The 18,452-nt window shown below is 71.4% G+C and carries 15 protein-coding genes and 1 pseudogene; 7 read left to right on the top strand and 9 right to left on the bottom strand.

Translation table 11 applies throughout. The features are described from left to right. Positions 1-14 precede the first annotated feature (14 nt). Positions 15-557, bottom strand: a complete 543-nt coding sequence (locus tag OHT57_RS24285) for a tRNA adenosine deaminase-associated protein (protein ID WP_328753310.1) — start codon at positions 555-557, stop codon at positions 15-17. Between the two features lie 341 nt (positions 558-898). Next, complete coding sequence (locus OHT57_RS24280) at positions 899-1,090, bottom strand: hypothetical protein (RefSeq protein ID WP_328748595.1); 192 nt, start codon at positions 1,088-1,090, stop codon at positions 899-901. Between the two features lie 192 nt (positions 1,091-1,282). Between OHT57_RS24280 and upp the strand changes: the two genes are divergently transcribed. Continuing rightward, entirely contained in the window at positions 1,283-1,918 is a 636-nt protein-coding gene (gene upp, locus OHT57_RS24275; protein ID WP_328748594.1) for a uracil phosphoribosyltransferase, read from the top strand. A 70-nt stretch (positions 1,919-1,988) separates the two neighbouring features. On the opposite strand, the gene OHT57_RS24270 is transcribed toward upp, so the two are convergent. Both OHT57_RS24270 and OHT57_RS24265 read right to left on the bottom strand, forming a co-directional pair. Then, positions 1,989-2,633 carry a LytR C-terminal domain-containing protein gene (locus tag OHT57_RS24270; RefSeq protein ID WP_328748593.1) on the bottom strand — a complete coding sequence of 215 codons (645 nt, stop codon included), beginning with the start codon at positions 2,631-2,633 and terminating at the stop codon, positions 1,989-1,991. 99 nt (positions 2,634-2,732) lie between these two features. Next, positions 2,733-3,029, bottom strand: coding sequence for a type II toxin-antitoxin system VapB family antitoxin (locus OHT57_RS24265; RefSeq protein ID WP_003999914.1), 297 nt, complete (start codon positions 3,027-3,029; stop codon positions 2,733-2,735). Positions 3,030-3,133: 104 nt separating this feature from the next. Here OHT57_RS24265 and OHT57_RS24260 point away from each other — a divergent pair, with 104 nt between their 5' ends. Further along, complete coding sequence (locus tag OHT57_RS24260) at positions 3,134-4,789, top strand: helicase HerA-like domain-containing protein (RefSeq protein WP_443053478.1); 1,656 nt, start codon at positions 3,134-3,136, stop codon at positions 4,787-4,789. Positions 4,790-4,979: 190 nt separating this feature from the next. Here the strand turns inward: OHT57_RS24260 and OHT57_RS24255 are convergent, their stop codons facing one another. The 3 genes from OHT57_RS24255 to OHT57_RS24245 form a co-directional block, all read right to left on the bottom strand. Further along, the gene (locus tag OHT57_RS24255) at positions 4,980-5,306 is read right to left on the bottom strand and encodes a hypothetical protein (RefSeq protein ID WP_328748592.1); all 327 of its coding nucleotides are present in this window, start codon (positions 5,304-5,306) and stop codon (positions 4,980-4,982) included. Positions 5,307-5,411: 105 nt separating this feature from the next. Further along, a complete protein-coding gene (locus OHT57_RS24250) occupies positions 5,412-5,999 on the bottom strand; it encodes an HhH-GPD-type base excision DNA repair protein (protein ID WP_328753308.1) in 588 nt (195 codons plus the stop codon). A 57-nt stretch (positions 6,000-6,056) separates the two neighbouring features. Further along, positions 6,057-6,794, bottom strand: a complete 738-nt coding sequence (locus tag OHT57_RS24245) for a siderophore-interacting protein (RefSeq protein ID WP_328748591.1) — start codon at positions 6,792-6,794, stop codon at positions 6,057-6,059. 77 nt (positions 6,795-6,871) lie between these two features. Here OHT57_RS24245 and OHT57_RS24240 point away from each other — a divergent pair, with 77 nt between their 5' ends. The 3 genes from OHT57_RS24240 to OHT57_RS24230 all read left to right on the top strand — a co-directional run bounded on the left by OHT57_RS24240 (position 6,872) and on the right by OHT57_RS24230 (position 12,322). Further along, positions 6,872-9,643 (top strand): GNAT family N-acetyltransferase, encoded by a 2,772-nt coding sequence (locus OHT57_RS24240; protein WP_328748590.1) that lies wholly within the window; start codon positions 6,872-6,874, stop codon positions 9,641-9,643. After that, positions 9,633-10,100, top strand: coding sequence for a cupin domain-containing protein (locus OHT57_RS24235; RefSeq protein WP_328748589.1), 468 nt, complete (start codon positions 9,633-9,635; stop codon positions 10,098-10,100). The genes OHT57_RS24240 and OHT57_RS24235 overlap by 11 nt, the downstream gene beginning before the upstream one ends. A 287-nt stretch (positions 10,101-10,387) precedes the next feature. Further along, entirely contained in the window at positions 10,388-12,322 is a 1,935-nt protein-coding gene (locus OHT57_RS24230; RefSeq protein ID WP_328753307.1) for a copper resistance CopC/CopD family protein, read from the top strand. On the opposite strand, the pseudogene OHT57_RS24225 reads toward OHT57_RS24230, so the two are convergent. Continuing rightward, positions 12,288-13,161: pseudogene (locus OHT57_RS24225) on the bottom strand (DUF72 domain-containing protein). The gene OHT57_RS24230 and the pseudogene OHT57_RS24225 sit on opposite strands and share 35 nt — an antisense overlap. A gap of 60 nt (positions 13,162-13,221) precedes the next feature. On the opposite strand from OHT57_RS24225, the gene OHT57_RS24220 reads away from it, so the two are divergent. Next, positions 13,222-14,001, top strand: coding sequence for an SDR family NAD(P)-dependent oxidoreductase (locus OHT57_RS24220; protein ID WP_328748588.1), 780 nt, complete (start codon positions 13,222-13,224; stop codon positions 13,999-14,001). 73 nt (positions 14,002-14,074) lie between these two features. Here the strand turns inward: OHT57_RS24220 and OHT57_RS24215 are convergent, their stop codons facing one another. Then, a complete protein-coding gene (locus OHT57_RS24215) occupies positions 14,075-16,498 on the bottom strand; it encodes a helicase-associated domain-containing protein (protein ID WP_328748587.1) in 2,424 nt (807 codons plus the stop codon). 517 nt (positions 16,499-17,015) lie between these two features. Between OHT57_RS24215 and OHT57_RS24210 the strand changes: the two genes are divergently transcribed. After that, positions 17,016-18,281, top strand: coding sequence for a TerD family protein (locus OHT57_RS24210; protein ID WP_328748586.1), 1,266 nt, complete (start codon positions 17,016-17,018; stop codon positions 18,279-18,281). The last annotated feature ends 171 nt before the right edge of the window (positions 18,282-18,452 follow it).

The following is an 18,452-nucleotide window of genomic DNA, read 5'->3' as shown; positions in this document are numbered from 1 at the left end:
CGGGATCCCTGCGGTCAGCGGACGGTCTCCAGAACCTCCGAGGCGCCCAGGGCCTCGGCGATCTCGGTGACGGCGTCCGCCGAGAGGGCCTTCAACTCCTTCTCGCTGACGCCCAGGTCGTCGAGGACCGAGGCGTCGCCGACGGGACCGTGCGGCACGGCCTCGGCGGAGGTGCCGCCGCTCTCGGTGTCGTCGTCCTCCTCGTCCTCGTCCTCACCGTCCTCGGTACCGTCGAGGTCGACGAGGGCGTCCAGATCCGGGACGTCGTCGCCGGGCTCCCTTCCGAGCAGTTCGTCGGTGAGCAGGATCTCGCCGTACGAGCTGCGAGCAGCCGCGGCGGCGTCGGAGACGTAGATACGAGGGTCCTCCTCACCGTCGATGCGGACGACGCCGAACCAGGCGTCCTCCTGCTCGATCAGTACGAGCACCGTGTCCTCCTCGGGCGCGGCCTCGCGAGCGAGGTCGGCGAGATCGGACAGGGTCTCCACATCGTCGAGCTCTGTGTCGCTCGCTTCCCACCCGTCTTCGGTGCGCGCGAGCAGTGCGGCGAAGTACACCGTGACTCTCCCACTGGTCATAGGCGTGCCGGTTGGGGGTCCCCCCGGCGGAGGTTGTGGGCGGGGAGAGCTCGGCTCCGAGCCCCACCCACTCGGAATCGTGGCAGAAACAAGGCGTTCAGGGGACGTCTTCGGCACCCTGTGTCCGGTGGTTTTGATCGCACGCGCGTCGGCACGTCGGTGAAGGACCCACCAGCGCACTCGTCGCCGCCACGAGCGGGATCGTACGCGGCTTTTCCAAGGGCCTTCGCACGGCCACCTGTTCAGCGCACCGACACGCCGTCGGCGAGCCGTCGCCGAGCCGTCATCCGGCGTCGGAGGAGGGCCCCGGACGCGCTTTCCTACCAGCGGAAGGTCCGCATGCGCATGGCGTGCCGTAGTCGCGCCACCTTCGCGCGCCGCGGCTGGACCCGGTCGCGCAACTCCCGGGCCTCCGCGAGGTCGCGCAGGAACTGCGCACGGCGACGGCGGCGCTCGGCGTCGGTCTCCTGCGGGTCTCGTGCCGGGGGCGCCGCACGAGGTTCCCGGGTCACTCCCGGTTCTCGCGACTCTCGCGATGTCCGTGACGACGGGTCCCGCGCCGGTTTGCGCGCCGGTTTGCGTTCAGGCGGGTCAGGCAGGTCAGGCATTGGTTCACCACCCCAGTCCGTCCCTCCCACTTTCCCCCGGTCGGGCGGTTTGACGCCAGCGCGAGCGGGGCGGAGGTCCCGGCTAATGTTGTGGACATGCGCCTCCACGTCGTCGACCACCCTCTGGTCGCCCACAAACTCACCACGCTGCGCGATCAGCGCACCGACTCCGCGACCTTCCGTCGACTCGCCGACGAGCTGGTCACCCTGCTCGCCTACGAGGCCACGCGCGACGTGCGCACCGAGGCGGTCGACATCCGGACACCGGTCGCCGCCACGACCGGTGTGAAGCTGTCGTACCCGCGGCCGCTGGTGGTGCCGATCCTGCGGGCCGGGCTCGGCATGCTCGACGGCATGGTCCGCCTGCTGCCCACCGCCGAGGTGGGTTTCCTCGGCATGATCCGCGACGAGGAGACGCTGCAGGCGTCCACATACGCGACGCGGATGCCGGAGGACCTGTCCAACCGGCAGGTCTACGTCCTCGACCCCATGCTGGCGACCGGCGGCACCCTGGTCGCGGCCATCCGTGAGCTGATCAAGCGCGGTGCGGACGACGTGACCGCGGTGGTCCTGCTGGCGGCCCCGGAAGGCGTGGAGATCATGGAACGCGAGCTGGCGGGCGCCCCGGTCACGGTGGTCACGGCAGCGATCGACGACCACCTCAACGAGCACGGCTACATCGTCCCGGGCCTCGGCGACGCGGGCGACCGCCTGTACGGCGCGGCCGAGTAACCACCCCGACCCGCCGCAGGCGAACCCTCACCCACCCGCCTGCGGCGAGCCCGCGCTTGCCGTACGCCCCTCAGCAGGTCTTCTTCGTCGCCGTGGCGGTCGGGCCGGGGGCGGTCAGGGTGGTCAGGGCCTTGTCGGCCGCGGCCCTGGCGGTGAGGTTCTTGAAGGCCGTTCCGATGATCAGGTCGACCTCCGTGCCCTTGCGGGTGTCCGTGCGGGTCTCCGCGGCGGCGAGCTGCGTTCCCAGCACCGGCAGGGACGTCTTCAGCGCGGAGGCCGGGCCGAGGAGCAGCCCTGTGCCCTTGACCTTCTTGTCGTACGCAGCCGTCGCGTTGCCCACGTCGCCGATCTTGAAGCCTCGCTTCTTCAGCTCGTCCGCGGTCTTCTTGGCGAGGCCGCCGCGAGCCGTGGCGTTCAGGACGTTGACGGTGATCTGACCCGGCTTGGGGAGGGCTGCCGCCGAAGGGGCCGAGGGGGACGCGCTCGCCTTCGTCGCGCAGTCCGCCTTGGAGCCTGCCGCCGACGCCTGGTCGCCGCCGCCCGTGAACACGTCGATGAGCTGGAGCGTGCCCCAGCCGACCAGGCTCAGTGCGGCGACGGAGGCCACCACCCCGAGCACGAGCCTGCCGCGCCGCCGGGGCCGACGCATCCGGGGGTACTTGTCGCCCGTGATCCGGTACTTACCGCCCATGCCGGGGGGCGTCAGCATGCTCATGGGCGCAGCGTAGTGCGCCCGGACGGCAATGCCTACTAGATGATCATTGACCACGGCGCAGGTGAACCCGAAAGGGTCAAACCTTTACGGCGTGGTCACTCAGTCCAGCTCGAGCACGCGCGCGTGCAGCACCTGACGCTGCTGCAGCGCCGCACGCACCGCGCGGTGGAGGCCGTCCTCCAGGTACAGGTCGCCCTGCCACTTCACGACGTGCGCGAACAGGTCGCCGTAGAACGTCGAGTCCTCGGCGAGCAGGGTTTCCAGGTCGAGCTGGCCCTTGGTCGTCACGAGTTGATCGAGGCGGACCGGGCGCGGCGCGACGTCCGCCCACTGCCGGGTGCTTTCCCGGCCGTGGTCGGGGTACGGCCGGCCGTTTCCGATGCGCTTGAAGATCACACGGAAAGCCTACCGGTCAAGACCTTCCGGGCGCAGCCATGGCGACCGAGTGCGACGCTGGAAAAAGAACAACAAATGGGGTAAATCGGGAGCGAGGGTCTGGTATGAGCGAGCGAGAGACCGCACCGGGGGGCGTGACGGGCGCCCCCGCGGGAACCGCCGACCGGGCCATGCCGGAGGCAAGAACCGCCTCCGCCGCCCTGCCCGGGCCGGCCCTGGAGATCGCCTCCGGCTACGCCTTCACCGGGCCCGCACTCGATCTGGGCGCGCTGCTGTGGGACGGCGTCTGTCTGCCGGACGCGCAGGTCAGGATCCCTCTGTCGATGCTCAGCCGGCACGGACTGGTCGCCGGCGCCACCGGCACCGGCAAGACCAAGACGCTCCAGCTCATCGCCGAGCAGCTCTCCGCGCAGGGTGTCCCGGTCTTTCTCGCGGACATCAAGGGGGACGTGTCGGGGGTTTCGGCACCGGGCGTACCGAACGAGAAGGTGCAGGCCAGGGCCTCCGAGGTGCATCAGCAGTGGGCCGCCACCGGGTTTCCCGCCGAGTTCTACGCACTGGGCGGCATCGGGCACGGCATCCCCGTCCGGGCCACCGTCACGAGTTTCGGGCCGGTGCTGCTGTCCAAGGTGCTCCAGCTCAACCAGACCCAGGAGCAGTCCCTCGGGCTGGTCTTCCACTACGCCGACCAGAAGGGGCTCGAACTCGTCGACCTCAAGGACCTCAGGGCCGTCGTCGCGTTCCTGACCTCCGACGAGGGCAAGAGCGAACTGAAGAACATCGGCGGGCTGAGCACCGCCACGGCCGGCGTGATCCTGAGGTCCCTCACCGCGTTCGAGGCGCAGGGCATGGCCGACTTCTTCGGGGAGCCGGAGTTCGACACCGGCGAGCTGCTGCGGACCGCGGACGACGGGCGTGGCCTGGTGTCCGTCCTGGAGCTGGCCGCCGTACAGGACCGGCCGCAGCTCTTCTCGACGTTCCTGATGTGGCTGCTCGCCGATCTGTTCCACGATCTGCCGGAGGTCGGTGACGTCGACAGGCCGAAGCTCGTCTTCTTCTTCGACGAGGCGCATCTGCTCTTCCACGGGGCCTCGAAGGCGTTTCTCGACTCCATCACGCAGACCGTCCGGCTGATTCGCTCGAAAGGGGTCGGCATCTTCTTCGTGACGCAGACCCCGAAGGACGTACCCGCCGACGTCCTCGCCCAGCTCGGCAACCGTGTCCAGCACGCGCTGCGGGCCTTCACCCCCGATGACCAGAAGGCGCTGAAGGCGACGGTGAAGACCTTCCCCGACTCCGCGTACGACCTGGAGGAGCTGCTCACCGGGCTCGGGACGGGGGAGGCCGTGATCACCGTGCTGAGCGAGAAGGGCGCTCCCACGCCGGTCGCCGCGACCCGGCTGCGGGCTCCCGAGTCCCTCATGGGGCCCGTCGACGCCGGTGTCCTCGACTCGGCGGTCAGGGCCTCGCCGCTGCACGGGCGTTACGCACAGGCTGTGGACAGGGAGTCGGCCTACGAGAAGCTGAACTCGCGTGGCGCCAAGGGGCCGGACGAGATGAAGGCGCCGATGCCAAAGCCGACGTCAAAGCCGACGTCAAAGCCGACGTCAAAGCCGACGTCAAGGCCGAAGGAGGACCCGTCGGTCGTCGAACAGGTCGTCGGCAGCGGCATGTTCAAGTCACTCGCGCGATCGCTGGGCACACAGATCGGGCGCGAGATCACGCGGTCGCTCTTCGGTACGGCCCGGAGGAGGCGGTGAGCCCGCCTCCTCCGGTGGATCAGCCGCGCTCGCGTTCCCTCGACGGCGGCTTCTTCTCCGTGGCCGGCGGCTTCAGTGCACTGCGTGCGGCCTCGGCGCGCAGCAGCGCGCGCAGGACGGTGTACGGGTCGATGGGCATGACGGTTCCTTGCGTCGTACCGGGCTGACGGACCTGGGGAGACGGACTCCGTCAGCAGCGCAGGACCACGGAACGCAGGGCGGCCAGGGTGGGCAGCACCAACGGCGGTCGCGGGAGAGCGGGGACCGGGCGGTCTCCACCGGCACCGGGGGCCATCTCCTGGCGCGGGGCCGGACGCAGGGGTACGGCAGGACGGTCGGCGGCGCGGGCCGGTGGCCGCAGGGCCGCGTCGAGGACGTCGTACCCGGCGATCTCCCCGGCGGCCGCGACGGGCGCCTCGTGCGCCTGCACGGGAGCGCCCGGGAGGAGGAGGGCGAGGAGCAGCACGAGCGTACGCAGCCAGGTGGGGCTGTGCGGGGGGCGTCGTGCGGTGCTCACGCAGGTCGTCTCCCCGCCCGACGCGCGTGCTTCATCACAACGGCCCTGGAGTTCACCCGTTCGCAGCAGGAGCCGTTCAGGTGCGCGGGACCGTGCCGAGCCGCCCTACTTCTGCTTCGCGGCCTTCGCCGCCGCCTTCATCTCCTGCTTGTGCGCCCGCACCTTGGTCAGCGACTCGGGTCCGGTGATGTCGGCGACCGAGCGATAGGACCCGGCCTCGCCGTACGCCCCCGCGGCCTCCCGCCACCCCGTGGGCCGGACCTTCAGCTGCTTGCCCAGCAGGGCCAGGAAGATCTGGGCCTTCTGCTTGCCGAACCCGGGCAGCTCCTCCAGACGGCGGAGCAGTTCACGGCCGTCGGCCACGCCCTTCCACACCAAGTCGGCCCGGCCGTCGTAGTGCTCCACGAGGTACTGGCACAGCTGCTGGATCCGCTTGGCCATCGAGCCGGGGTAGCGGTGCACGGCAGGCTTCTCGGAGAGCAGCGCGGCGAAGGCCTCCGGGTCCTGCGCGGCGATCTCGTGCGCGTCCAGATCGCTCGCCCCGAGCCGGTCCGCGAGGGTGCGGGGGCCCTTGAACGCCCACTCCATCGGAACCTGCTGGTCCAACAGCATCCCGACCAGCGCGGCGAGCGGGGAACGGCCGAGGAGTTCGTCGGCCTCGGGGTCCTGGGCGAGGTGCAGGGTGACGTCCATGACTCCGATCATGCCTCCACCTCCGGGTGGCCTCCACCGGGAGTCGGCGGGGCGCCTCTACCGCGAGGCGGTGGGCTGGGGCCGCCAGTAGCCGAGCGCGTTCACCCGCTCCTTGGGGACGCCCAGCTCCTTGCGGACGTACGCCGTCAGCGCCCGGGTCGTCGTCGTGTCGCAGGCGATCCAGACGTAGGCGTCGGGGTGGGTCCTCAGCAGGTCCGGCAGGTCCGCCCGTGCCTGGGTGACCAGATGCGCGCCGGAGTCGAGGCGGAGGACCCGGCGGACCTCGTGACGGGTCGGGTCGGTGCGGAACGGGAGGTCGTCGTCGCCGCCCTCGAACCAGACGGTCGCGGGGGAGGCGTCCAGGGCGCCGAGGAGTGAGTTCAGGGCGGGCAGGGACGCCGGGTCGCCGAAGGCGAAGACGTGGGTGGGCTCGGGGTCGGGGCGGTCGAAGCCGGTGCCGTGGACCGTGGCCTCGATGGTGTCGCCGGGCTTCGCCGTCCGGGCCCAGTCGCTGGCGCGGCCGTCGTGCAGCGCGAACTCCAGCGTGAACGTGCCGGCCTCCGGGTCCGGGTCGACGAGGGTGTAGGCGCGCTGGTGCGGCTTGCCCGCGGCGGAGAACCACAGGCGCACCCACATCGTGGGGTGGACGCCGGTGACGGCCAGCATCCCGCCGTCGGTGAGGTGCACCCGCCGGTACTCACCGGTGACGTCCTCGGCGCCGGTCACGGTGAACTCGAAGTCCTTCGCGCGCAGCAGTCGGAGGACCGCTCCCTCCCAGCCGTGCCCCTGCTTCATGGTCTTTTCACCCTTCGCGTACGATTCCCGCACCGAGAAAACTTAGGTAAGCCTAACTTAAGAGAACGGGTTCGAGGGTGACCATCGAGATCTACCGCGACGCCTGGGGGATACCCCACCTCCGCGCGGACGGCGCGAATGAACTCGCCCGTGCCCAGGGCCGGGTCACCGCCCGCGACCGCGCCTGGCAGCTGGAGGTCGAACGGCACCGCGCGCAGGGCACCTCTGCCGCCTTCCTCGGCGCCGGGGCCCTGTCCTGGGACACGTTCGCGAGACGGGCCCGCCTCGACGACACGGCGAGACGTTGCTTCGCTGCGCTGGAGAGACGGGACCCGGAGACGGCCGACTGGGTGCGGGCGTACGTCGACGGCGTCAACGAGGAGTTGCCGGGCGCCGAGGCCCCGGAGTTCGCCCGTGCCGGCCTCGCCCCCGGGCGCTGGGAGCCCTGGACCCCGCTCGGCGTCTGGCTCGCCACCCACATCCTGTTCGCCGGCTTCCCGGCCAAGCTCTGGCGGGACGAGGCGCTACGACACCTGGGCCCGGCCGCGATCGGCCTCTTCGCCGCCGACGGGCCGGACACCTCCGGCAGCAACGGCTGGCTGGTCGGCGGTGCCCGCACCACCACCGGCCACGCCGTCATCGCGGGCGACCCGCACCGCTACATCGAGGACCCCGGCGTCTACCAGCAGATCCGCCTGTCCTGTCCCGAGTTCGACGTGGTCGGTCTCGCCGTCCCCGGTGTGCCCGGCATCGCCCACTTCGGCCACACCGGCACGGTCGCCTGGGCCATCACCAACGCCATGGCCGACTACCAGGACCTGTACGGGGAGCGGCTGCGGCGGACGGGGACGGGGACGGGGTCCGGTACGGGGACGGGGGCCGGCGCGGAGGGCGGTGTGGAGGCCCTCGGCCCGGACGGCGTCTGGCACCGGGCCATCCGGTACACGGAGACCGTCGAGGTCGCGGGCGAGTCCCCGGTCGAGATCGAGGTCATCGAGACCGGGCGAGGACCGGTGATCGCGGGAGGGCCGGAGGGGTTGAAGGTGCCGGAGCGGCTGGAGGGGGGAATGTCGGACCGCCGCGCTGCCTCCTCCGTTCCCCTCGCCCTCGCCCTCTCCCTCCGTTATCCGCCCCGCGTCACCGAGGACCTCGGTTTCAGCGCCCTCCTCCCCCTCCTCCGCGCCCGCCGCACCGCCGACGTGGACAGGGCCTTCGAGCTGTGGGCCGAGCCCGTGAACGTCGTCCAGGCCGCCGACACCGAGGGCGGACTGCTGCACCGGGTCGCGGGCTGGGTCCCCGTGCGCGCCGAGGCCAACCGCCTGCGTCCCGTCCCCGCCTGGGAGCCCGGTCACGAGTGGCGGGGCCGGCACGAGACGCCCCGCGCCGGTCTCACCGACGGCATCGCCGTGATGGCCAACCAGCGCGGTCCCGCCGCTCCGCTCGGCGTCGAGTTCGCCCCGCCCCACCGGGCGAACCGCATCACCGCCCTGCTCGCGGAGAAGGACCACTGGTCCGCCGCCGACATGCCGCTGATCCACACGGACACCCATCTCGCCTCCGCGCAGCCCCTGTTGGACCGGATCGAGGCACTGGACGGCCTCGGTACCGAGGCGACGGCCGTGCGGGAAACCATCCTTCGCTGGGATCGCCGCATGGACGCGGACAGCCGGGCGGCCGCCCTCTACGGGGCCGTACGCGGCGCGGTCGTACGGCGGCTCGCCGCCCACCCCGCGTTCGCCGCGCTCACCACCCCGCCCGCCTACCCCGACGTCCTCCTCCCCTGGCTCGGTCTCGTCCCCCGGGTCGCCTTCGCGCTCGAACACCTGCTGAGGGCCGAGGAGTTGTACGGCATCGACCGGGACGAGGCGGTGCGCGGGGCCGTGCAGGAGGTGGCCGACCGGCCGCCGCGGGGCACCTGGGGCGAGACCCACCGCCTCGCCCCCTGGCGGGCCCTTCCCGAGGACGGCTGGGACGCGCCCGCCCTCTCCGGCGACCACGACTGCGTCCTGTGCACCTCCGCGGTCCCCGGTCTCACCGACCTCGCCTCGCGCGGCCCGGCCGCCCGTTACGTATGGGACCTGGCCCGCCGCGAGGACAGCCTCTGGGTGGTCCCGACGGGCGCCTCGGGCGTGCCCGGCTCACCCCACCACCGCGATCAACTCCCCTTGTGGCTCAAGGGAGATCTCGTGCCGGTCGTCACCGACTGGCAGCAGTTGACGAAGGACGACGAAGGACGGCTGTCTGACACCCGTGCCCGTGCGGCCGTCCACACCCAGACCGTCGACGGCTTCGGCACCGTACGCGTCCTGCGTCTCGACCCGCGCGCCGACGCCCCCACCGTCCACGCGTGGGTGCGCGAGGAACGGGCCGCGTTCTGGGGCATGAACGGCCTCACCGAAGAACAAGTAGCCGAGACCTACGCCCACTTGGACACCCTCGACACCCACCACGCCTACCTCCTGGAGAAGGACGGCGAACCGGCCGGGCTCCTGCAGACCTACGAGCCGCAGGCCGACCGGGTCAGCGAGTGCTACGACGCCCGCCCCGGAGACATCGGCGTCCACCTGCTGCTCGCGCCCGCCGCCTCGGGGGCCGCGCGGCCCGGGTGGTCGTCGGCGCTGCTGGGGGCCGTCGCCTCGTACGTACTGCGCGGCCTGGGTCGGCGGCGGGTCGTGGTCGACCCCGACGTGCGCAACGAGAAGGCCGTCGCCCGCTTCCTGAGGCTGGGCTTCGTGGCGGGAGACGTGGTGGTGCTGCCGGAGATCGACCTCCCGGACGTGTATCTGCCCGAGAAAAAAGCCCAACTGGCCTTTCTGGCAAGGGAGGTAGCCTTTCCGGGTGACGCCTGACGACCTCGTCGCCCACTACGGCCTGGAACCGATCCCCCGCGAGGGCGGGCTGTTCCGGCAGACCTGGGCGGGCCCGGAGCGTGCCGACGGCAGACCGCACGGCACGGCGATCGTCGCGCTCCTCACCTCGGACGACCACTCCGCGCTGCACCGGCTGCCCAGTGACGAGATCTGGCACCACTACCTCGGCGACCCGCTGGACCTCCTGCTCCTCGCGCCCGACGGCACGGCGACGACCCCCGTTCTGGGCCCGGACATACAGGGCGGCCAGCACCTCCAGCTGACCGTGCCCGCGGGTACCTGGATGGGGGCCAGGACCCGGGGCGCCTGGACCTTCTTCGGCTGCACCATGGCACCCGGCTTCACCTACGACGACTACGAGCACGGCAACGCCGCGGAGCTGACGGCGCGCTACCCCGCCGAGGCCGCGCGGATAGCGGAACTGTCCCGTCCATGAGACTCCTCGAAGAGCAGGTCGCCCTGATCACCGGTGCGAGCGGTGGCGGCGTCACGGCAATGGATGGCGACCGCCGCGCCCTGTTCGGCGAACCGGCGAACCGGGCCCGACCTGCCGGGCGTACGGCCGGGCGTACGGCGGGGCGTCCGTCCGGCCGGCGTGGTGAGCGTTCCGGCGCCCACGTCCGTACCTATCTGGAAGTGGCGACCCCAGGTACGGAGCGTGACGTGAGGTGTGAGCGTGCAGGCAGCAGCGCAGGCCGGCGAAGGCGAGGACTTCAAGGGCTGGTGCTGCTGGGCGCCGTGCTGGTCCTGCTCGTCCTCGGCGGCGCCGGAACGGCGTCGGCCCACGCGGCCCTCCGAGCCACCGCACCCGAGGACGGAACCGTCCTCAAGTCGGCCCCCCGTGACATCACCCTGACCTTCACCGAGTCCGTCGGCCTGCTCGACGGCTCCCTCCGGATCCTGGCCCCCGACGGCAGGCGCCTGAAGATCGGCGACGCCGCACACGGTCCGGGCGACTCCGACACCGTCCGGGTCGCCCTGCCCGCCAAGATCGCCAAGGGCACGTACACGGTGGCCTGGCGGGTGGTCTCGGCCGACAGCCACCCGGTCTCCGGCGCCTTCACCTTCTCCGTCGGCAGGCCGTCCACCACCACGGCGGTCCTGGACACCGGCCCGACCGAGAACCCGGCCACCGCCAGCCTCTTCAACATGGGCCGCTACCTGGCCTACCTCGCTGTCGCCCTGCTCATCGGCACCGCGGTCTTCCTGACGGTCTGCCGCCCCCCGGAGCCGGCCCGGCTGAGCCGGCTCCTGTGGGCGGGCTGGGCCGGTCTGCTCGGCTCGACCCTGTTCCTGCTGGTGCTGCGCGCACCGTACGAGGCGGGGACGGGCCCGGGTGGGGCCTTCTCGGCGAAGGGCTTCACACGCACCCTGACCACCCGCCCGGGCGAGGCCCTCCTGGTCCGCCTGGCGCTGCTGCTGGTGGCGTACTTCGTCGTCGTACGACTGCTGCGGCTCGGCGAGTCCAGGCTGCCGCGCGCGTGGCAGGCGGCCGGTGCCCTGCTCGCCGCGGGGCTCGCGCTGACCTGGGCCGCCGCCGAACACGCGTCCGCCGGGATCCAGGTGCCGGTGGCGATGACGTCCGCGGTGCTGCACGTCCTGGCGATGTCGGTCTGGCTGGGCGGCCTCGCGGCCCTGCTCGCCACGCTGTACCGGGCGCCGGCGCAGGTCCCGGCCGTCGTGGTCTCCCGTTTCTCCCGGCTGGCCTTCGCCTCCGTGACCGTTCTCGTCGCCACCGGCGTCTACCAGTCCTGGCGCGGCCTCGGCTCCTGGAGCGCGGTCACCGGCACGACGTACGGCCATCTGCTCGTCCTCAAGCTGATCGGGGTGACGCTGCTGCTGACGGCGGCGCGGATGTCGCGGCAGTGGACGGGGCGGTTGATGGCGGCGAGCGTGAACGCGGGCGAGAGCGCGAGCACGGACGCGGGCGCGGAAGCCGAGACGGACACGGGGGCGGAGGCGGACGCGGTCGTACGGGAGAAGGTGACGGTGGGGGCGGAGGCCGTCGCACGGGAGCGGGTGGAGGAATCGTCCGCCTCGGCAGGACTGTCCGCCTCGGCAGGACTGTCCGCCGCGGAAGGGCTGTCGGCTTCGGAGGGACCGTCGGCCTCGCAAGGTCGGTCGTCGGCCTCGGAGGGGCAGACGCGCGCCGCCCCCGCGGGGAACTCCCCGGCCCACCAGCGCGGCCTGCGCCGTTCCGTCCTCGCGGAAGTGGCCGTCGGTGTCGTGGTGCTGGTGCTCAGCACCGTACTGAGCGGCACGCTCCCGGGCCGGGCGCAGGCGGAGGCGGCCGAGGCCGGTCCGGCCGCGGGCGGACTGCCCGCCGCGTCCGTGACCAACGTCCCCTTCACCGTCGACACGGTGAGGGGCACGGTGCAGATCACCCTCGACCCGGGCCGCACCGGCGAGAACTCGGTCCAGGCCATCGTCTTCGCCGCCGACGGCGGCCTGGCCACGGTCCCCGAACTCCGGCTCTCCTTCACCCTCCCGGCCAAGGAGGTCGGCCCGATCGACGCCGAACTGAAGGACGAGGGCGGCTACTGGGGCACGAACGACCTCACCCTGCCCATCGCCGGCGACTGGCGGATGAAGGCGACGATCAGGGTGACGGACATCGACCAGGTCAGCGTGACGAAGACGGTGAGGATTTTCGGCTGAGCAACTCGGCCATGGTCTCGGCGGCGTGCACGGCGGCCGCTCCGCAGCAGTTGTCGAACAGCACGTGGAGCCGGTCGACCCGATCGGCCAGGGCGTCCAACCGCGGTACCCACTCGGCTGGTTCGGCGCGCGAGTAGTCGTACCGGAAACGGTCCTCCTTGCTGCCGCGGCCCCACGAGACACTGCGCCCGTGGAACCGCACGACGGACAGCCGCGGCGAGGTGACGGGGGTGACCGGCGGCAGCGAGGCGGGCAGCCCCTGGGCCATGTCGACGGCCACGGCGGCGAAGTCGTACGTGCTCAGCAACGCGCCGGTCAGGTCCTTCTGCCGCCCCTCCCACCAGGACGGATGCCGGAACTCCAGGTGGACCGGCCACCCGGCGGTCCGCGTTGCGGTCTCCTCCAGGAACCTCTCCGCCCGCGCCCCCGGCCGGAACCACGGCGGGAACTGGAACAGCACCCCGCCGAGCCGCCCGGCCTCCCGCAACGGCTCGATCCCGGCGGCGAACCGCTTCCACACCTCGCCCGGGGCGGTGTCCTGGAGGGCGGCCTGCTTCACCGGATGCCCGGTGAGCGACGCGTACGCCTTCACGTCGAACACGAACTCGGGCGGCGTCCGCTCCACCCACAGCCGGCTGTTGCGCTGCGCCGGGCAGCGCGTAGAAGGTGCCGTCGACCTCGACGACGGGGAACCGCTCGGCGTAGTGCCGCAGCCGCCCCTCCGCGTCCCGCCGCCCACGCGGATACCAGCCGCTGCGGACCAGCGCGGGATCGGTCCAGGAGCAGGCGCCGAGAAGGATCCGGGGCGGGAGGCCGTCGGTCTCCAGGGTGCCGGTCATCGAGGTGCGGGTCATGGGGGTGCGGGACATGGGGGGCGGGTACCGGCTTACGGTGCGGGCATGACTTCGCAGGCATATCTCTCCGAACTGTTCTCGCTGGACGGCCGCGTGGCGCTGGTGACCGGCGGGAGTTCGGGCATCGGCCGGGCGATCGCGGGGGCGTTGGCGCGGGCGGGGGCGAGTGTGGTGATCGTGGCCCGCAAGGAGACGGAACTGGCCGCCGCGGTCGCGGAGTTGACGGCCGACGGCTGCCGGGCGGGCTGGGTCAAAGGGGACTTGGGCACGAGGGACGGCGTTCGTACGGCGGCGGAGGCGGCCGTCGGTGTGTTCGGCGAGCCGGACATCCTGGTCAACTCGGCCGGGATCAACCTGCGTCCGCCGATGGCCGAGCTGACCGACGACGTGTGGGACACCACGATGGCGGTCAACCTGGAGGCCCCCTTCCTCCTGGGCCGGCGGTTCGGCCCCGGCATGGCCGAGCGCGGGTTCGGCCGCATCATCCACATCACCTCCCAGCAGGCCCACCGCGCCTTCGTCCAGAGCGGCGCATACGGCGTCTCCAAAGGCGGGTTGGAGTCCCTGGCCCGCTCCCAGGCCGAGGCCTGGTCCCCGCACGGCGTCACCTGCAACACCCTCGTCCCGGGCTTCGTGATGACCCCGCTCAACGCCCGCCTCGCCACCGACCCCGACCAGGTCGCTGCCCTCGCCGCCCGCACCATGACCGGCCGCAACGGCCTCGCCGACGACTTCGCGGGCGCCGCGGTCTTCCTGGCGAGCGGGGCGTCGGCCTACGTCACGGGGCAGTCGATCTTCGTGGACGGGGGACTGTCGGTGCACTGAAGCCGGACGGAGCCTGCCTCGTGGCCGGCAGCGGGGGCTGGGGTTGGGGTTGGGGCTGGGGCGGGGGCGGGGGCTATGCGGGCATCACGCCATGGATGCGCGAGAGCGTGAAGACGCGTTCCGCTTCGCGCAGGTGGCACCAGGCTTCGAGGTAGGGCGGGTCGAGCTCCAGGTCGCTGAGGGTGCGTACGGTCCGGCTGCCCGAGGTGGCGATGTACTCGACGGTGATGGCCGCACCGGTGTCGATGGCATGGGCGACCTGACGGACGTCGCTGTACGACAGGTGCTTCGCGTATCCGGCGACGATCTCCTCGGTGTCCGTCGCGAAAGGCACCCCGCTGCCGAACGGGTCGGGTTCCGGCGCGATCGGCGGGGCCTTGAGCAGCCGGTCGGCCAGAACGTCCATCCCGGCGGGCATCTCCGTAGCGAGGGCTGCGGTGGGCCGGGGGCCTCGCCGTGCGACGTTCCTTCGCGGGGGCGGGACGGCAGCGGCGGCCCGCTGCGGCACGCGCTTCTCGATGCGTACCGTTCCCCCGGCGGTCTCGGCGACCGGGGCGTAGCCCGCGGCACGGAGCGCGGCGAGAGTTGCCCCGGGCGGGCTGCCGCTGACCAGGACCGTCGGGGCGAGCTGCCGCAGGGCGAGCTTGGACAGCGCGCGGTGGGCGGCGAGTTCGGCCAGGAGTGCGGGTTCGTCGCCGTGGATGACACAGGCCGCGGGGGCGACGCGCACCCGTCCGTGACCTCGTGCGGTGTCGGCGATGAGATAGGTCAGCGGCTGTGGCAGGGCCGTGGCGGAGCCGGCTGCCAGGTCGGCTGTGATGTCGTCCGGGGTGTGGCCGGCGTCCAGGGCCCGTCGGATACTGCCGGCACTGAAGCGCCATACCGACGCCGTGCCACTGGTCTCCCGGTCGGCGACCGAATCCAGCATCGTTGCGAGACGCGCGGACGGGGTACCGGTGACGACGGCCGTGAGGTCCGCGCCGATCCGGGCCGTCGTGGTCGCGGGGGGCAGCAGCCGCCGGGCCGTGATGCCGAGCTCTTCGTCGGCGCGTGCCGCCAGATGGGCACCGAGCGGGGACAGCGCACCCCGTGCCAGCACGCCCAGCAGTTCGCCTTCGCGGATCACGGTGCTGAAGGGTGCCGCGTCCTCGGGCGACGCGTCGTCGGCGAGCGGACGGTGCCAGGCCAGTAGCGTCCCCAGCTCCGAAGCGACCTTCACACCCTGTCCTGCCGGGAGCCCCGCCGCTGCGGTGAGCAACCCGTGGCGGGCCTGCAGACAACCGTCGCAGTCAGGCGCACCGGCGAGCGCGGGAAGCGCCTTGTTGTCCTCGTCACGCGCCCGGGTGGGGGTGAGCGGCAGATCCCGCCAGGCCCGGAGCAGTACGGCGAGTTGTTCCGCGGGCTCCTGCTCGGCCCAGGCGTCGTACGCCTCGGTGGGAGGCACGCGATCGCCGTCGGGGGCCAGCAGCCCGGCGGCGTACGCGGTCTCCAGGGCGATGCGTACGACGGCGTCGTCCGCCTGGGCGGCCTTGCCGAGCCGGGCCAGTTCACGTGCGCCGATCCCGCCCGACTTCAGCCGGGCCGGTGGAGTGGTCGCGCATGCCGAAAGGACGGAGGCGGCGTGGGCAGCGAACGCGGTGGCGGCCACCGAGGCCTCCCGCTCCACCTCCGAGGAGGTGATGGGCACCAACTGGGTGACGGGCGGCAGAGGTTCGAACGGAGCGTGCCAACCCGGGCCCCGTAGAGCCAAGGCCACCTCGACCGGCATCCGGACGGGCCCGTACCGGTGACGGTCCTGGAGCAGAAGCCCGCGGTCGAGGGCCCACCGGGCGCCTGGCCGGCTGTCGATGTCAGGAGCCCCGAACACGACGAACAGAGACTGACGCGGCGTGGACCTGGCGCTCTGCTCAAGCACCTTCCGTGTTGCCGCCGGCGCCCCCGCCACCAACGCCGCGACCCGTTCCGCGTCACTGTGATGCTCCACCAGAGCCGCGAGCCGCTGCTGCTTGGTGCCGGGTGGCTTGACACCCAGGGCCGCCAGCATGCCGCGCAGTTCCTCCGAGGTGGCGCCGGTCAGCAGCTCCTCCAGCGGGGCGTCGAGCCCCAGAGGCGTGCTCCAGGCCTGCCGCAAGGGCGTGGGCATCCGGAGCGTCTCGTTGCCGTCGTGCCACACGAGCGCCCGATCCGACAGCGCCTCCAGGGTCGCGTCCAGCGCGCGCACAGCGGCAGGGGACGTCGAGCCGAGCAACTGCGCGAGGCTGTCCCGGGTCGCTCGCCCTCCCAGGGCCGCCAACGCCTCGGCGGCCTGCAAGCACGGCAGCGTGAGGTGCGGCAGGACGAGTGCCACGGACCCCGGACGTTGGAGCCGGTCCGCCAGTTCCCCCACCGAGCGTGGTTCCGGGGAGGAGGCCGCGTCCTCCCGCATGGCGAGCACGCGTGCCAGGCGGGGACCGTCGAGTTCGCTCAGCCAAGCCGCAAGCGTCGATCGGGACTTCATGAGGGTGCACCTCGACAGACAGGGAACATCACAACCGGGCCGAAGCTGCTCCGGCACCAAGGTCAAGGATGGCGCACTTCCACGACCCGCGAACACGGTACGAAGACAGAGCCGGGGCCCTTCCCCCGCCGCGGCGAACAGCGGGGCCCTTTGCCACCGTGCCCCGCTGAGGAACTGGCGGAGGACAACGAGAATCGAACCCGTTGACACCCGTGAGGGGTTGCCCTGATTCGCTTTCCACCTGTGGTGCGGGGATGCGGGAATGTGTCCGGGGACGTTCAAGTGCCCTCAGGCAGGCCCGGCTGCCGGTGCGGAGACGGCTCCCGGTCTCGCCTGAACGGCCGTGAACGGAACTGAACGAGAGGGAAATTGAGACGGGTGGCCGAGCCGTCGGCGCACCTTGCAACCTCAGCAACCTGATCACCTCGGAGGTGCTTCACCGCAGGAAATCACTGTTTGTCCCACATGGGCTGGCTGCGGGTACCAACATGTACGCACCACCGTGAGAGGGCACCTTATGACCACCACCCTTGCCAAAGGCGGCAACGCTGTCCTGTCCGCAGCGGTCTGCCGCGTCACCCTCACTTCGCTCACTACGGGAATCGACGTATCTGCCGTCTTGCTCGCCCAGGACGGAAAGGTGCGGAGTGATGACGATCTGGTCTTCTACAACCACTCGTCGCAGGACGGGATCGTACTGAACGGGCAGACGATCGTTGCGGATCTGACCGTGGTCCCCGAGACAGTCGACCGTGTTGCGATCGTCGCCAGCATTGACCCCGAACTGCGGGCTACTCACTTCGACGCGAGCAACACCCCTCATGCCGCCATCGATTGCGGGAGCGCACGGATCACGTTTGCGCCGCCGCCGCTCGTGCATCGGGAGACCGTGGTCATCCTCGTCGAGCTGTACAGGCGGGCAGGGGTTTGGAAGGCAAGGGCAGTAGGCCAGGGGTGGGACACCGGGCTGGCGGGGCTGGCCTCGGACTTCGGCATCGTTGTAGATGACCCGGGGCCTTCCACAGCACAGTCTCCAACTGCTGCGACGGCCACGCAGACTCGGCACATTTCTGCTGCGCCGCCACTGCCCACCTATGCACCGAACGTCTCATCGGCCGGCGTATCGGCGCTGTTGACGGTACCGACTCGCCCGCTCGTCCCGCTGGGCAAAGTCGCTCTCACCAAGGCCGGCCAGGCGACTATTGACATGCGAAAGGACGACCCAAGTCTTGTCGTGACGGCCACGCTCGAATGGAACGGCGGGAGCGCGGCACGAAGACGAGTTGGCGCTGACCTCGACCTGTACGCCCTCTATGTCCCGGGAAGTCTTGTCACCCCGACCGGCAAGCGCCCGAACAAGTCAGAGCAGGTCGTCTACTACCGGCAACTCGGTTCGCCCTTTGCGCCGCCGTACATCGCCCTGGACGGCGACTCCCGGGTGCCGGGCCGCGAGACGATTACCATTCGGCGCCCCGACCTACAGGGGTTCGTCCTGCTGTGTGCGTACAGCGCGGTGGAAAACGGTGCCGGTTCGTTCAAGTCCTACGGTGCTCGGGCAGTCATCACCGACGGGCGGGGTTCCACGGTAACGGTGCCACTGTTCAACAATCGCAACTTGTCCTACTGGGTGGCAATCGCCTTGATCGACTTCACCGTTCCCGGAGGTGTCGAGATCCGGCATGTCGAGAAGTACAGCGGCAACCACGTCGAGGCTCGACCCACCCTCTACTCGAACGGGAACTTTCGCATGAGCACCGGGAAGGTCGAATTCAAGACGAGATAGTTGGCGGCAAGATCATGCCCAGCCTCAAGCGAACAGGAGTCTGCCGGGCTCCCGCGTCCTGACAGCCCTGAGCTTCGGAAACTGTGGTGATTCAAGGCCGGCACCCCTGTCGACCTGCGGACTGACGGTGGCGGCGTCCGAGGACGGCAAACCGCGTTCCCTGGTATTCCC

The sequence above is a fragment of the Streptomyces sp. NBC_00285 genome (assembly GCF_036174265.1).
Classification (GTDB): domain Bacteria; phylum Actinomycetota; class Actinomycetes; order Streptomycetales; family Streptomycetaceae; genus Streptomyces.
Note: the sequence above shows the minus strand (reverse complement) of the source record. Positions and strands in the feature narration are given on the sequence as shown.